Below are 15713 nucleotides of genomic sequence, written 5' to 3' on the forward strand. Positions count from 1 at the left end.
GAACATCCCATGATCATCAGCGGCGAGCGCCGGATCGATTATCCAGACCTCCATGCGCGGATCAGACGGGCCGCAGGCGGGATCAGCACGCTCGGCGGGCGCGAGGGCACGCCGGTCGCCATGATGCTGCGCAATGACTTCGCCCTGTTCGAGGTCGTCGCGGCTTCCGCCGCGCTCGGCCGACCGGTGGTGCCGATCAACTGGCACCTGAAGGCCGCCGAAGTCCGCTATATCCTGGCCGACAGCGGCGCCAACATTTTGATCTGCCATGCCGACCTGCTGCCGCAGATTCGCGACGGCCTGCCGGAGGAACTGGCGCTCATGGTCGTGCCGACGCCGCCGGAGATTGCCGGCGCGTTCGACATCCCCGCCGCGCTCACAAAGGTGCCGGACGGATTGACCGATTGGGACAAATGGCGCGACAGCCAGGCGGAACTCACCCAGCCGCCTCGTCGCAGCGCGCCGATGTTCTACACGTCGGGCACCACCGGCATGCCGAAAGGCGTGCGGCGCATGCCGATGCGCCCCGAGCAGATCGCGGCGTCCGAGCGCGTCGGGGCGATCGCCTATGGCGTCAAGCCGAACGAGGATCAGGTCGTGCTGATGAACGGCCCGATGTACCATTCCGCTCCGCACTCCTACGGCATGCTGGCCTATCGCAGCGGCTGCACCATCGTGCTGGAACCGCGCTTCGATCCCGAAGACCTGCTGCAACTGATTGAGCGCCATCGCGTCACGCACATGCACATGGTTCCGACGATGTTCGTGCGCCTGCTGCGGCTGCCCGACGACATGAAGCGGCGTTACGACTTGTCCTCGCTGCGCTTTGTCGTTCATGGCGCGGCGCCCTGCCCGCCCGACGTGAAGAAGGCGATGATCGATTGGTGGGGAGGCGTCATCAACGAATATTTCGGCTCGACCGAGACCGGGATTCCGGTGTGGCACTCCGCGGCGGAGGCGCTGAAGAAGCCCGGCACCGTCGGCCGCGCCATCGAGGGCGGCGTCGTCAAGATCTTCCGCGCCGACGGCAGCCTGTGCGACGTCAACGAACCCGGCGAAATCTACATGCGGCAGGCCTCGGTGCCGGATTTCGACTATCACGGCAAGGCCGAAGCGCGCGCCGAGGCCGGCCGCGACGGGCTCGTCAGCGTCGGCGACGTCGGCTATCTCGACGAGGACGGCTATCTGTTCCTGTGCGACCGCAAGCGCGACATGGTGATCTCCGGCGGCGTCAACATCTATCCCGCCGAGATCGAGAATGCGCTGATCGGAATGCCCGGCGTGCGCGATTGCGCGGTGTTCGGCATTCCCGACGCCGAATTTGGCGAGCGGCTCTGCGCCTATGTCGAGCCGGAGCCGGGCGCAGCGCTCTCGTCCGCCGCGGTCCAGTCGTTCCTGCGCGAGCGGCTCGCCAATTTCAAGGTGCCGAAGGACGTCGAATTCCGCGACGCGCTGCCGCGCGAGGCGACGGGAAAGATCTTCAAGCGCAAGCTGCGGGAGCCCTATTGGGCGGGCCACGCGCGCGCCGGCGCGTAACGAACGGCTGCGAACGGCGTTTTAAACTATGTTGCTGTTGCAAAAGGATCATGGGTGAACGATGAAATGCCGGCGCGGACAAAGCCGGGATCAAAGCCATGACATCGATCGACTTCGTCGTTGCGAAAAATGACCTCGACCAGTGCAAGGTGGTCACGACCGAGCTTCCCGGCGCGGATGCGCTGCCGCCTGACGCCCTGCTCGTGAAGGTCGACCGCTTCGCCTTCACCGCCAACAACATCACCTATGCGGTGATGGGCGACGAGTTGAAATACTGGCAGCTCTTTCCCGCGCCGAACGGTTTTGGCAACATTCCGGTATGGGGCTTTGGCGAGGTGGTCGCGTCCAGTCATCCGAACATCGCCGTGGGCGAGCGCCTGTTCGGCTATTTCCCGATGGCGACGCATCTCGTCATCGAGGCGACGGACGTCAGCAAGCGCGGCCTTCGCGACGGTGCCGCACACCGGCAGGGCGTGGCGCCGGTCTACAACGCCTATGCCCGCGTCAGCGGCGATCCCGCTTACGCCGGCCGGAAGGGCGACTACCAGGCGCTGCTGCGGCCGCTGTTCATGCTGTCGTTCCTGGTCGACGACTTTCTGGCCGAGAACAACGACTTCGGCGCACGCACCGTGCTGCTCTCCAGCGCCTCGAGCAAGACCGCGTTCGGCCTCGCCCATATGCTGCATGTGCGCGGCCGCAAGGTGATCGGGCTGACGTCCGCCGGCAACAGCGGCTTTGTCTCGTCGCTCGGTTGCTATGACGAGGTCGTCACCTATGACCGCATTGCGTCGCTGCCATCGGATGCGCCAGTCGCCTTCGTTGACATGGCCGGCAACAGCGCGCTGCGCGCCGGATTGCATCAGCACTTCGGCGACCGGATGAAATGCTCCGTACGCGTCGGATTGACGCATCGCGCCACCGAGCCCGACGAAGGCGAGCTGCCCGGTGCAAAGCCGCGCTGGTTCTTCGCGCCCGACCAGATCCGCAAGCGCGCCAAGGAATGGGGCCCGGGCGGCATCGAGCAGCGCTTTGGCGCGGCATGGTCCGGCTTTGTGCCGCTACTGGAGAGAAGCCTGACCGTGGTCGAGAGCCGCGGCCCCGACGCGGTGCGGCAGGTGTTTCTCGATACGCTGAAAGGGCGTATTCCGCCTGAGCAGGGCCACATGCTCTCGCTGCTCGGGTAAACCGCTTTCGAGGCCCGTCGAACCGGTATAGCGTCAACCTCAGAGGAAACGCCGCGAAGACGGCCACGAGGTCGCGCATGCTGGACAAGACGAAGGATATTTCCGTCTCGGCGCAAGCCTGGCTCGATGAGTTCGAGCGCACGCTCGGCAAGCCCGATCCGGCCGCACTCGACCATCTCTTCCTCGCCGACAGTTTTTGGCGCGATGTGCTGGCGCTGAGCTGGAACCTGCAGACGATCGCGGGCCACGACCGGATTGCTCAAGCGCTGAGGGCGCTCGCGCCACAGGCGGCGCCGACCAACTTCACGATCGCGCCCGACCGCGCGGCGCCGCGCTGGGTCACGCGCGCCGGCACCAGCAATATCGAGGTCATCTTCAATTTCGAGACCGTGATCGGTCGCGGCAGCGGCATCGTTCGGCTCGTGCCCGATACCGCCGATGGCGACCGGCTGAAGGCGTGGACACTGCTCACCGCGCTCGACGAGCTCAAAGGGTTCGAGGAACAGCTCGGCACGTCGCGGCCGCGAGGGCAGGCCTATTCACGCGATTTCCGCGGGCCGAACTGGCTCGATTTGCGTAACGCAGCCCGCGACTACGCCGATCGCGATCCTGCCGTGCTGGTGGTCGGCGGCGGCCAGGCCGGCCTTGCGATTGCAGCACGGCTGAAGCAATTGAAGATCGACACACTGATCGTCGATCGCGAGACGCGGATCGGCGACAATTGGCGCAAGCGCTATCACGCGCTCACCCTGCACAACCAGGTGCAGGTCAATCACATGCCCTACATGCCGTTCCCGCCCAGCTGGCCGACCTACATCCCGAAGGACAAGCTCGCCAACTGGTTCGAAGCCTATGTCGACGCGATGGAGCTGGATTTCTGGACCGGCACCGAGTTCGAGGGCGGTAGCTACGACGACGCGAAGGGCTGCTGGACCGTCACGCTGCGGCGCACCGACGGCAGCAAGCGCACCATGCAGCCGCGCCATGTTGTGATGGCAACCGGCGTCAGCGGCATCGCGAACGTGCCTGATATTCCGACCCTCGCCAATTTCAAAGGCACGCTGCTGCATTCGAGCCGCTACGAGGACGGCGAGAACTGGACCGGCAAGCGCGCCATCGTGATCGGCACCGGCAACAGCGGCCACGACATCGCGCAGGATCTCTGCTCCAGCGGCGCCGAGGTGATTCTGGTGCAGCGCTCGCCGACGCTCGTCACCAATATCGAGCCGTCGGCGCAGCTCGCCTATGCGACCTACAACGAAGGCACCCTCGAGGACAACGACCTGATCGCGACCTCGATGCCGACGCCGCTCGCGAAGAAAACCCATGTGATGCTGACCGAGCAGTCGAAGGAGCTCGACAAGGAGCTGCTCGACGGCCTGCGCAACGTCGGATTCAAGCTCGACTTCGGCGAGGCCGGCACCGGCTGGCAGTTCAAATACCTCACCCGCGGCGGTGGCTATTATTTCAATGTCGGCTGCTCCAACCTGATCGTCGAGGGCGCGATCGGGCTCAGGCAGTTTGGGGACATCGAGAGCTTCACGGCCGAAGGCGCTCGGATGAAGGACGGCTCGATGATCGCGGCCGACCTCATCGTGCTCTCCACCGGTTACAAGCCGCAGGAATATCTGGTGCGAAAACTGTTCGGCGACGGCGTCGCCGACCGCGTCGGCCCGGTCTGGGGCTTTGGCGACGGCCTCGAGCTGCGCAACATGTATGCCCGCACCGGGCAGTCCGGCCTCTGGTTCATCGCCGGCAGCCTCGCGCAATGCCGGATCAACTCGAAATATCTCGCGCTCCAGATCAAGGCGGTCGAGGAAGGGATTTTGGGGCGTGAGGCGGGCGCCGCTTAAGCCTCGTCATTGCGAGCGCAGCGAAGCAATCCAGGATCTTTCCGCGAAGACAGTCTGGACTGCTTCGCTGCGCTCGCAATGACAGTGTAGAGACGATCGCGCCGCTGAAACGAAGAAGAGGAAAAACAAATGCCAGCCATTCTCGGCACCGGCGAGCACCGCTACCGCGTCGTCGAAAATTTCGCAAAGCTGCCCGACGGCTGGACACTGACCGACGTCGCCTCGGTCGCCGTCGACAGCAAGGACCGCGTCTACGTCTTCAACCGCGGAGCCCATCCGACGGTGGTGCTGGATCGCGAGGGCAATTTCCTCCGGAGCTGGGGTGAAGGCCTGTTCTCCCGCGCGCACGGCCTGCACATCGATGCCGACGACCATCTTTATTGCACCGATGACGGCGACCACACCGTGCGCAAATGCACCACCGACGGCAAGGTGCTGCTGACGATCGGCATCCCCGAGAAGCCGTCGCCGTTCATGAGCGGCGAGCCGTTCCATCGCTGCACCCACACCGCGCTGTCGCCGAAGGGCGATATCTACGTCTCCGACGGCTATGGCAATGCGCGCGTGCACAAGTTCACGCCGGACGGCAAGCTGCTCAAGAGCTGGGGCGAGCCCGGCACCGACCCCGGCCAGTTCAACATCGTGCACAACATCGCCGCCGACGCCGACGGTTTTGTCTATGTCGCCGACCGCGAGAACCACCGCGTGCAGGTGTTCGATGGCGAGGGCAAGTACGAGACGCAGTGGAACAACCTTCACCGGCCCTGCGCGCTGTGCTGCTGCGGTGGCGGCAAGAGCCCGACATTCGTGATCGGCGAGCTCGGCCCGGGCCTCGCCGTCAACCGCAAGGTGCCCAATCTCGGCCCGCGGCTGTCGATCGTGGACGCGCAAGGCAAACGCATCGCGCGGCTCGGCGGCGAGGAAGGGCCGGGTGTCGCCAGCGGAAAATTCCTGGCTCCGCACGGCATCGCGCTGGATTCGAAGGGCGACATCTATGTCGGCGAGGTCGGCGTCACCGACTGGAAGACGAGTTTTCCGGACCAGGAGATGCCGGCCGTGGTGCGCGCCACGCGATGCTTGCAGAAGCTGGAGCGGGTGCGGGAATAGCTGGGCGGGCGAGGCCGCGATGCGCTGTCGGGTCGACCCTGCCTCCCCCCGGCGTCGTCCTCGCCCCCCAAATCACGGCGGTTTTGAGCGCTTTGCCACCCCGCCGCCGCATTGCTTGCATCTGAATAAGTCGCTCAGCGGGCTTCACAATCCCGTCACGCTGCATGTAGTATGTCAGTACATGCTGCTTCGCAGCGTATATTGGAGGCCAGGAGCGTTACTTGAACGCACATGTCTCGCAAGGCAGTTGGCCGGTGTTGGTGCTGAATGCGGACTTCCGGCCGCTGAGTTACTACCCGCTGTCTCTCTGGTCGTGGCAGGACGCGATCAAGGCGGTGTTCCTCGACCGCGTCAACATCGTCGCGCATTACGATCAGGCGGTCCACAGTCCCACGCTGCAAATGCAGCTGCCGAGCGTCGTCTCGCTCAAATCCTTCGTCAAGCCGACCACGCATCCCGCGTTCACCCGGTTCAACGTCTTCCTGCGCGATCGTTTTGCCTGCCAATATTGCGGCTCGCCCGAAGACCTCACCTTCGACCACATCGTCCCGCGCAGCAAAGGCGGCCAGACCACCTGGGAGAACGTGGTCGCGGCATGCTCGCCCTGTAATCTGCGCAAGGGCAATCTCACGCCGGCGCAGGCAAAGATGTTTCCGCGCCAGAGCGCGTTCGCGCCGACCGTGCACCAGCTCCACCGCAACGGCCGCCTGTTCCCGCCGAATTATCTGCACGATAGCTGGCTGGACTATCTCTACTGGGATACGGAGCTGGATCCGTAGGGCGACGCTGTTCGCGCTCGGCCGTTCGTGCGACCTGCTGAAATCGAAAGATCGAGGACCCGTCGGGTCCTCGGTTCGTTTCATCGAACGTCACGCATTCTGCGCCAGCGAATGAGCCTCGATTCGTTGGCGGATATCGGGCGAATTGATCAGGTCGAACGGCTCGACGAGTTGCACGACATCAGAGAACGCGCGCTGAACCACCGGATCGGCCACGACGGCCCGGAATAGAGCCGCCTCGAACTGCCGGCTTTCCTCGTACCGCTCCGGGCGCTGGCCCCGTGTGGTTGGATAGGCGAAGTCAGCGTTCACGCCCATGTTCCAGGGTGCCTGAAGCAGCGCGCCCACTTCGGACATGAACCCAGCCTGGAGGGCCTCGATCGGGTCCGCCTCCCCGGCGACGCGATCCAGGATCTCGCGCAGCAACTTTGCCTCTCGCGCGGCGACCGTCATGCCCTGCCCGTAGACCGGATTGAACCGGCACAGCGAGTCCGCCACGGGGAGAATCCCGCGCGGCAGCCGCTTGAGCCGTTCAAAATGCCGCCAGCGGCTCGCGTCAAACACGAAATGCCGGAGGCCTCCGGGTGGCAAGAGCTTGTAGACTGCGTTGTAAATCGCCGGCGTCTTCAATTGGCGCGCAGCCGCAAGATAGTCCTCCCACGTGCCGGGGCGATTCGTCGCGCCGTGATGGGAGATCGATGTAAACCAGCGCCCGCCTTCGAGAGGGATGATCAACCCGGCCGTCGCCGACGTGGCGGGATCGGGCAACGTGACCAGATTGAGCCAGTCGAACGAGGTGCGCCCCGGACGGAGAACCGCGGTGGTGTAGCTGATGTCGACGCCCACGGCGGTCTCCTGCGGCCGTTCCCAGCCGAGGGCATCGAACAGGCCGAGCGTCGGCGCACCGCGGCCGGATGCATCTACCACGAGATCCGCCTCGATCGCCGCACCAACGCCTGCGTCGTTCTCGAACTTCACCATCGGCCGGGTTGCAGCCGGCACAATCTCCGTCACGCGGCTCTGCGATTGCACTTTGACATTGGCGATCGCAGTCACCTTTCGGCGCAGCGTATGCTCGATCAGCGGCCGCGAGCCACACAGCAGCGACGTCCCGCAGTCGCGCCTTGGCAGCGCGCCGACATCTGGCCGCTCGTACTGGACGTCCTTGAAGACATTCACGGGAACTGCACCGGCGGCGGCAAGATCCTGCGCGAAACCCGGGAAAAGGGAGTCGAGGGCCTGCAGCCCACCGGCCAGAAGAAGATGCGGATGCCGATCCTGGGGAACGCCGGCGCGGGACATGATCGAAGCCGGCAGGACATCGCGTTCGAGAATGACGACTTCCTGGAAGGCGGAAGAAAGCGCACCGGCGGCAGACAATCCTCCAATCCCCGCTCCGATGACAACCGCGCGTTGCCCAAAATGACGGCTCATACTTATTCCTTTGGTTCGATTCACCACCTTTCTGTGCGTGGACCGCACTACGGGAATGTTTCCAATCGCGAGATCTTTGTTTCGATTGCAACGGAGCGGCCGCGATGCGCGCTTCAAGGAGAAACGAACGGCGCCGTGGCGCGGGTCTATTGTGGGCCAGGAGAGTAGCGGGGGCTAGGCGTCCAGCTCACACCCCGATCGCATTCCGCATCACCACGTCCCGATAGAACGCCGCGCTCAGCTTCGGCAGGCGCGCTTGGGTCTCGAAGTCGACCCGGTAGAGGCCGAAGCGCTTGCCGTAGCCGTAGATCCACTCGAAATTGTCCATCAGGCTCCACAGGAAATAGCCGCGAATCGGCACGCCCTCGGCGATCGCACGCTGCATCTGGGTCAGGTAATTGCGCAGGAACATGATGCGGTCGAGATCGTAGACCTGGCCGTCAGTAGCGATCTTGTCCTCGGACGAGGTGCCGTTCTCGCTGATATAGATGGTCTCGATGTTCCAGATTTTTGCGGCGAGACGCGGGGCCCAGTAGATCACCTCAGGGCCGACCCGCAGCCATTCCGAGTTCATGTGCGGGAACGAGGCTGGGAACGGCAGCACGCGGAAGCCCGACGCGCGCTCGGAGGCCGTGACGTAGTATTGCGGCGCGTAGATGTTGAGCCCGACGAAATCGTTCGGCGTGCCGATGATCTTCAACTCGTCAGGGGTGAATTTCGGCGCATCCGCCCCGGCATAGGCGAGGAAGCCGTCGGTGTACTTGCCCTCCAGCACCACGCCAAGAAAGCCGGCGTTGAGCTCACGCGTTGCGATCTCGGCAGCGCGGATATTTTCCGGCGTCGCGATGGCCGGCACGCAGGCCGCGATGTTTTCGGCGGCACCGACGCGGGTGCCGGCGCGGCCCGACGCGCGGATCGCCTGCACGGCAAGCCCATGCGCCAGCGCGACGTGATGGCGCGCCTGGTTGAGCTGCGCGGTCGGCAGCTTGAGGCCGGGCGCGTCGATGCCCCAGCCATAGCCGAAGTTCACGAAGCGCCCGACCTCGTTCACGGTGAAGATGGTTTTGACCCGATCGGTCAGGCGCGCGGCGACATAGGCGGATGTAATCTGCAAAAGCCTTCGACGTGTCGCTCGACTGCCAGCCGCCGACGCGATCCTGGAGCGCCTGCGGCAGGTCCCAATGATAGAGCGTCGCATAGGGCTCGATGCCGTTCGCGAGCAGCTCGTCGACGAGCCGGTTGTAGAAATCGAGCCCCTTCGGATTGGGCTGGCCCGATCCATCCGGAAACACCCGCGGCCACGCAATCGAGAAGCGGTAGGCCTTGACGCCGAGCGCCTTAATCAGCGCGACGTCGTCCTTGTAGCGGTGATAGTGCTCGTTGGCGCGGTCGCCGGTCGAGCCGTCCTCGATCTTGCCGGGCGTGTGGCTGAAAATGTCCCAGATCGATTGGCCGCGGCCGTCCTCGTCGACGGCGCCCTCGATCTGGTAGGACGAGGTCGCCGTGCCCCACAAAAAATCCTTGGGAAAGGGCGCGTGGCGATCGGCCGATGCGGGCGCCTCATTATCTGCAGCCTTGTTATCTGCAACCTTGTTATCCGCAGCCCTGGCACCCGCCGCTGCACCAAGCGCGGCGAGCCCCGCGAGCTTCGCAAGATCGCGCCGCGAGACATCAGCTGACATCGCTATCTCCGAGCTTGCTCCATGTCGATCTGATAGGCGGAGATCCGGTCGATCTCGAATGCGACCGTGGGCGGCGATTCCGCATCAACCGGACCGACGCCGAGAAAGAATTTCGATCCGATCGCAAGATTGACGATCATGTACATGGGATCATCGAAGCCGATCGGCACCTTGATGTCGGAGACCGGCTTGCGGTCGATGAAATAGACCAGGCGATCCTCCTCCCACAGCACACCGTAATTGTGGAACATGCTGGAGGCATCGCCGACCGCATAGTCGAAGCCGCAGGACTGGATCTTCTGGGTCGACGGAATCCGCCAATGCGTCGTCATCACGAGATCGCCGGGCCGCTCGCCGCGGCCTTCCAGCACGTCGACCTCCGGCGGCCAGCCGCCGTCGTCCGCCAGCATCCAGAACGCCGGCCAGACCGCATGGCCGACCGGCACCTTGGCGCGGATTTCGAAATAGCCGTGCTTCTGCGCGAACGTGCCCTGCGTGGTCAGGATTCCCGAGATGTACTCGTTGTTGAACAGAACGGACTTCAGTTCCGGCGGCGTGCGGCTGGCGACGATCGAGAGCACGCCGTCCTTCACCTTGAACGGATCTAACCCAAGCGGCGTCCCCGCACGCCCCGAATAGCGCGGATCGACATAGATCTGCTGCTCGCCATTGGCGCTGGTCTTGCGCTTGAAGTCGGAGCCGTCACCGCCCCAATAGCGCGCTTCCGGCCACGCCGCACCGCCGGCGTAATGCGGCACCCAGCGACCGGTCGCAAGCGGATGCTCGTCAAAGTCATCGTTGAAAGTCCGGCGCAGCGGCAGGAAGGCGCGCAAGGCGGGATTGGCCGTCTCAAGCTTGCGGCACTCGATCATGGAGGGATCGGTGGTCACTTGCAGCGTCATCGTGCCGGGCGCAGCATCGAGATCGTCCTGCGCGACGCCCGGCGCGGGCACGGCAGACAGGCCGATCGCAACCAGAGCGCCCTTCGTCCAACTGTCGATCATCACCGCACATCGAACTTGGCAGAAAATTTGGCAGGATATGCGCAGGTTAGCTCGCCTGTCTTCGAGCGGGCAAGCACGGCCATCTGTGCGGGCGGGCGATTTCGAAAAGGTCATCTCGACATCGCATCCAGGTTCGCCCGGAAATCGCGTCATCCCGGGCGCAAGATCGGCGGTTAACCGGGCCAGTTCCGCGCGCCCCGGCTCCGCCAGAGAGGCGCCGGCGCCAAATCCTTCCGCATTCGTTACCGTCCCTTAAGCCTCCGATGGCAGTTTGGCCGGGATCCGCGGCCCTGCCCGTCCAACCGCCGATCCATCAGGTCCAAGGTCGTCGCTCATGTTTGCCGAGACGCTGGAAGCGGTTCAGTCCTCGCCATCGAAGCGGACTACCTATGTCCGCTTCGTGCTGGCGGCGCTAGCGTCGATCGCCGTCTTCAAGGCCTTCTGGTTCGCACGCTTCGGCGGCTGGACGGATCGCGAGCTCTCCGACTTCGATGCCTTCCACATCGTAGCGCAGCATGTCTGGCGCGGCGATCTCGACCAGGTCTATCATTTCGATGCCCTGCTGAAGATGCAGATGGAGGCAGCCGGCGGCGCCACCGGCTTCATGCCCTGGACCTATCCGCCGCAATACGACCTCTTGCTCGCGCCGTTCGCATTCCTGCCGGTCGGCGTCGGCTATCTCCTCTTCACCGCCGCGACGCTTGCACTCTATCTCGTGACGCTCCGGGCGATCGCCGGCCGGAATTTCGCGCAGGTGCTGGTGATCCTGTTTCCGGCGATGGCGATCACCATCGGCTGCGGGCAGAACGGCTTTCTGACGGGGGCGCTGATCGGGCTGGTCTGCCTCAACGTGGAGCGGCGGCAGCTGTTGGCCGGCCTCGCGCTCGGCGCCATGGTAATCAAGCCGCACCTGGCGATTGCCGCCGGCGTCTATCTGCTGGTGACGCGGCGCTGGATTGCGCTCGGAACGGCCGCGGCCGTCGTATTGGCGAGCTCACTGCTCTGCACGCTCCTCTTCGGGTGGCAGATCTGGCTCGCGTGGCTCGGAGCGATCAGGGAATCGGCGGGCTATCTCGAGCAGGGCTTCTACCCACTCTTCCGCATGATCTCGACCTATGCGGCGCTGTACAAGGCCGGCCTTCCCGCAAGCGCCGCCTTCTGGGGACAGACGGCAGTTGCCGGGCTGGCCTTGTTCGCCGTCCTTCTCGGTGCGGCGCGGGGCGCTTCACCGGCCTTCACGCTCGGTGCCGCCGTGATGGTATCCGTGATGATCAGCCCCTATGCGTATGATTACGATCTGCCGATGGTCGGGATCGGTCTGGCCCTGATGCTGCCCGATCTCGCCAGGATGGCAAGCCCGCGCGAGCGGAGCGTCATATACGGGCTGATCCTGTTCGCCGGAGCCTATGGGCTGTTGCAGTCGGGGCGGCTCGCGGTGCAATTCGGGCAGAAGGCCGATCCCGACCAACATTTCGCGCCCGCTCTGGGTGGCTTCGCCCTGATGGCGCTCCTGGTCCTGCTGCTGCGGCTGCTGTGGCGCGGGACGCAGCCGGCGCCCATCCTGTCGCAGGCCGCGGAATAAAGCCTCTACGTCCGCTGCAATGCCAGCGTCACGCCGCCGAGCGTGAGCGCCATCGCCGCCCATTCGCGCAGGCCCAGCGGCTCGCCCAGGATGATCGCGGCGGAGACGACGCCGATCACGGGAACGATCAGCATGCCGGTCGAAGCCGAGGTCGGCGGCAGGCGGCGCAGCGTCTCGAACCAGGTGACGTAACAGACGCCCATCGGCACCAGCGTCATATAGACGAAGCAGCCGAGTCCCAGCGGGGTGATCGCGGTGATGTCGGGATGCTCGAACAGGATGCCGAGGATCAGCATCGTGGCGCAGCCGAGCCCAACCTGCCAGGCGACGACCACGAGCGGCGGCATCGGCAGCGGTTTCCGGTTGAGGACATTGCCGAGCGCGAACAGGATGGCGCAGAGCAGTGCGAGCGCGATGCCGAGCAGCTTGTCGGCGCCGAACGCAAAGCCATGGCCGCCGAGGAGCAGCGCGACGCCGGCGACGCCGAGGACGAGACCCAAAATATCCCGCATGGTCGGCCGCGTACCCAGCACCGGCCAGGCGAACAGCATGGCCCAGATCGGCATCGTATAGGCGAGCAGAGCCCCCTCGCTCACGGTCACATATTTCATCGCGACCGTGCCGAGCCCCATCCAGGCAAGGACGTTGGTGAGGGTCGCAAACAACAGCCGCGGAATCGCCTCGCGCGGAACGGCGAAGGATTCCTTCCGGCTCAGTACCAGCACACCGAGAATGAGCGAGGCGCAGACGCCGGCCAGCCCGCGCGCGAACAGCGGCGGCCATTGCTGGAGCAGCAGCTTCATCAATGGCCAGTTCAGCGCCCAGCCGAACGCGGTCACACCGAGGCAGAGAGAGCCGATCGTCCTGTCGCGCCGCGCCGAATCCATGGACAGCGCTTAGCAGGCGGGTGCGGCGCACTCCACCTCGGCTGGCGCATGCGGGCCATGGCGGACGATGGAACCGGGAACGCCGGTACCCGTTCAAATGGGAGCGGGTGGCGGTGGTGCCGCAGCGCAAACGAGGGAGACGTACCATGCCCACAGCCGAGACGGATCACGTCTACAAGATCCTGGAGCTGGTCGGATCATCCGAAACCTCCATCGAGGATGCGATCAAGAATGCGATCAGCCGCGCCGCCAAGACCGTTCGCGAAATGAAATGGTTCGAGGTGGTGCAGACACGCGGTCACATCGAGAATGGCGCCGTCCGCCACTACCAGGTGACGCTGCGCGTCGGCTTCACGCTGATGGACTGACGCGACAGACGCCGCGCGAAACATCCTGCCGCGGCGGCGTGGTTAACATCCGACGATGAGAGTCGATCAAAATATCGACGATCTCCTCTGGCTGACTACGGACGCGCAAAATCATCGCGGAAGTTGCAACAGGCCGTTAAGACCAAAGTGAGAGGTTTGCTCCGATTTGGAGCAAGCCGATGGTCACGGCCCGCGAGCTCGGCAAGACGCGCCTTCCGCTCTGGGCGGCGGGATTCGTCGTGCTGATCTGCGTGGCGATCCTCGGCTTGAGCGTCTGGCGCGAATGGGAAACGCACAACGCCGATCTCAGGAACGCCGAGATCGACGTCGCCAACCTCGCGCATTCCCTGGTCCAGCACGCGGACGACACGTTCGAGCTTGCCGATACGATCCTGGTCGGACTGGTCCATCGCCTCGAACTCGACGGAACCGGCCCGGACACGATCGCGAAGCTCCAGACTTACCTGCCGACCCGCAAATCATCGGACCGCATCCGCGGCATCTTCGTCTATGACGAGACCGGCCGATGGCTTGCTACGACCGAGCATCTCGACTTCGCCAAGCTCAACAACAGCGATCGCGAATATTTCCGGCAGCACCGTGATTCCCGGGCGAAGGACACGCTGATCGGCCGGCCCATCAAGAGCCGCGCCGGCGGCCAGTGGATCATCACCGCGTCACGCCGGATCAACCACCCCGACGGCAGCTTTGCCGGCGTCGCGCTGCTAACGATCGACGTCGCCTATTTCGCGAAATTCTACGAGCGCTTCGACGTCGGGTCGAACGGCTCGGCATCGCTGCTCAACGACGCCGGTATCATGCTGGCGCGCAGCCACGACGAGAGCGGCGCCTTCATCGGGCGCGACCTCTCCAATGCGCCGCTGTTCAGGGAATGGAAAAGTCGCCCGGCGGCTGCGGTCTACTATTTCAAGTCGCCGCTCGATGGCGTGCAGCGGCTGAGCTACTATCAGCGCAGCAACCGCTATCCGCTGATGGTGCTGGCGAGCAAGTCGCAGGACGACGTGCTGGCGCCCTGGCGGCGCGCGGCAGCCGTACGCACGGTCTTCGTGCTCGGCCTCGTCGCGCTGATCGCGGTGATCGGCTTCTACCTGGTCCGCCAGCTCTGGCAGCGGCAGCGAATGGCGCAGGCCCTGGTCGCGAATGAAGCCCATTTCCGCCTGCTCGCCGAGCAATCCAGCGACATGGTATCCCGGATCGGGCTGGATAACCGGCTGCTCTACGTCTCGCCCTCGTGCGTGCGCATCATCGGCTGGTCTCCCGAGGAGCTGCTCGGCACGTCAGCGGTGGCCGGTATCCACGCGGACGACATGGAGCGGGTCGAGCAGGCCATCGCAGCGCTGAAGAACGGCGAGGCCGAGGAAGCGCGGTTCGTCTATCGCCAGCGCCATCGCGACAAGGGCGATATCTGGGCCGAGGCGGCCTTGCACGTGACCCGAGCCTCCGACAGCGGCGAAGTCGACGGTGTCGTCGCGGTCGTGCGCGACATGACCGAGCAGAAGGACTTGCAGGACAAACTGGCATCGCTCGCGACCACCGATGGCCTGACCGGCCTTGCCAACCGCCGCGCGTTCGACGAACGCCTCGCGGAGGAATGGGCACGCGCCCGGCGCGACGGCACGCAGATCTCGCTCCTGTTGATCGACGTCGATCAGTTCAAGAAATTCAACGATCATTACGGACATCAGGCGGGCGACGGATGCCTGCGCGCACTCGGCCGGATCCTGTCCGCTCAGGCCAGGCGCCCGGCTGACCTCGCGGCGCGCTACGGCGGCGAGGAATTCGCCGTTCTGTTGCCGAACACCGGCCCGGATGGTTGCGCCGAAGTCGGCGAAGGGATTCGCGAGGCACTGCACGACCTCGCCATGCTGCATGCGCAGAATCCGCCCTCCCGGCTGGTTACGGCAAGCATCGGCGCTGCGACAAGCCTTCCATCTCAGACCGCGCTGGACTGCAACACGCTGGTCGCCGGCGCCGACCGCGCGCTCTACGCCGCCAAGGACAGCGGCCGTGACCGTATGGTGATGTCGGGACAGGTCGTGCCCTGGCCCGCGAAGAGCGCGTGACGAATTCTGCCAGGCGTAGCGAACGCCGCCCTTTCCTGCGTAGCAGGCAAGCGAGGGTAGCGCGGCGTGCACATGCGGCACATCGGCGCGCGCCAATTCCTGCCCACCATCGCTTGCGCACCGATTTCTGAATGGCTACATCCCGAGGCGATGTTGGGGGGCCGCCGGACTTCTTCGATCGGGTCCATGCGGTACGGCCTCATCGTGGGGCAA

General features: G+C 64.8%; 11 protein-coding genes and 1 pseudogene. 8 read left to right on the top strand and 4 right to left on the bottom strand.

All coding sequences use genetic code 11. The features are described 5' to 3' along the window. The first annotated feature begins 9 nt into the window (after positions 1-9). The 5 genes from ACVJ5M_RS00235 (at position 10) to ACVJ5M_RS00255 (ending at position 6459) form a co-directional block, all read left to right on the top strand. A complete protein-coding gene (locus ACVJ5M_RS00235) occupies positions 10-1536 on the top strand; it encodes an acyl-CoA synthetase (RefSeq protein WP_063985801.1) in 1527 nt (508 codons plus the stop codon). A gap of 98 nt (positions 1537-1634) precedes the next feature. Beyond that, entirely contained in the window at positions 1635-2720 is a 1086-nt protein-coding gene (locus tag ACVJ5M_RS00240) for a DUF2855 family protein (protein ID WP_231143668.1), read from the top strand. 77 nt (positions 2721-2797) lie between these two features. Continuing rightward, positions 2798-4573: a flavin-containing monooxygenase gene (locus ACVJ5M_RS00245; RefSeq protein ID WP_063985803.1), complete on the top strand. Its 1776-nt coding sequence runs from the start codon at positions 2798-2800 to the stop codon at positions 4571-4573. Between the two features lie 129 nt (positions 4574-4702). Further along, entirely contained in the window at positions 4703-5680 is a 978-nt protein-coding gene (locus tag ACVJ5M_RS00250; RefSeq protein ID WP_354099409.1) for a peptidyl-alpha-hydroxyglycine alpha-amidating lyase family protein, read from the top strand. A gap of 221 nt (positions 5681-5901) precedes the next feature. Continuing rightward, positions 5902-6459, top strand: coding sequence for an HNH endonuclease (locus ACVJ5M_RS00255; RefSeq protein ID WP_063985805.1), 558 nt, complete (start codon positions 5902-5904; stop codon positions 6457-6459). A gap of 90 nt (positions 6460-6549) precedes the next feature. Here the strand turns inward: ACVJ5M_RS00255 and ACVJ5M_RS00260 are convergent, their stop codons facing one another. The 3 genes and pseudogenes from ACVJ5M_RS00260 to ACVJ5M_RS00270 form a co-directional block, all read right to left on the bottom strand. Further along, on the bottom strand, positions 6550-7893 hold the full coding sequence (locus ACVJ5M_RS00260; RefSeq protein WP_084795311.1) for an FAD-dependent oxidoreductase: 1344 nt from the start codon (positions 7891-7893) through the stop codon (positions 6550-6552). A gap of 187 nt (positions 7894-8080) precedes the next feature. Continuing rightward, positions 8081-9575, bottom strand: a pseudogene (locus tag ACVJ5M_RS00265) (GH1 family beta-glucosidase). Positions 9576-9577: 2 nt separating this feature from the next. Continuing rightward, positions 9578-10579, bottom strand: a complete 1002-nt coding sequence (locus ACVJ5M_RS00270; RefSeq protein WP_063985808.1) for a glycoside hydrolase family 16 protein — start codon at positions 10577-10579, stop codon at positions 9578-9580. A 334-nt stretch (positions 10580-10913) separates the two neighbouring features. Here ACVJ5M_RS00270 and ACVJ5M_RS00275 point away from each other — a divergent pair, with 334 nt between their 5' ends. After that, positions 10914-12161 carry a glycosyltransferase family 87 protein gene (locus tag ACVJ5M_RS00275; protein ID WP_063985809.1) on the top strand — a complete coding sequence of 416 codons (1248 nt, stop codon included), beginning with the start codon at positions 10914-10916 and terminating at the stop codon, positions 12159-12161. A gap of 5 nt (positions 12162-12166) precedes the next feature. On the opposite strand, the gene ACVJ5M_RS00280 is transcribed toward ACVJ5M_RS00275, so the two are convergent. Then, positions 12167-13048 carry a DMT family transporter gene (locus tag ACVJ5M_RS00280; protein WP_063985810.1) on the bottom strand — a complete coding sequence of 294 codons (882 nt, stop codon included), beginning with the start codon at positions 13046-13048 and terminating at the stop codon, positions 12167-12169. Positions 13049-13194: 146 nt separating this feature from the next. Between ACVJ5M_RS00280 and ACVJ5M_RS00285 the strand changes: the two genes are divergently transcribed. Both ACVJ5M_RS00285 and ACVJ5M_RS00290 read left to right on the top strand, forming a co-directional pair. Beyond that, positions 13195-13416 carry a dodecin gene (locus ACVJ5M_RS00285; protein ID WP_063985811.1) on the top strand — a complete coding sequence of 74 codons (222 nt, stop codon included), beginning with the start codon at positions 13195-13197 and terminating at the stop codon, positions 13414-13416. Between the two features lie 179 nt (positions 13417-13595). Beyond that, positions 13596-15500: a sensor domain-containing diguanylate cyclase gene (locus ACVJ5M_RS00290; RefSeq protein WP_354096121.1), complete on the top strand. Its 1905-nt coding sequence runs from the start codon at positions 13596-13598 to the stop codon at positions 15498-15500. Positions 15501-15713: the final 213 nt, after the last annotated feature.

The organism is Bradyrhizobium sp. S3.7.6, from assembly GCF_054061875.1.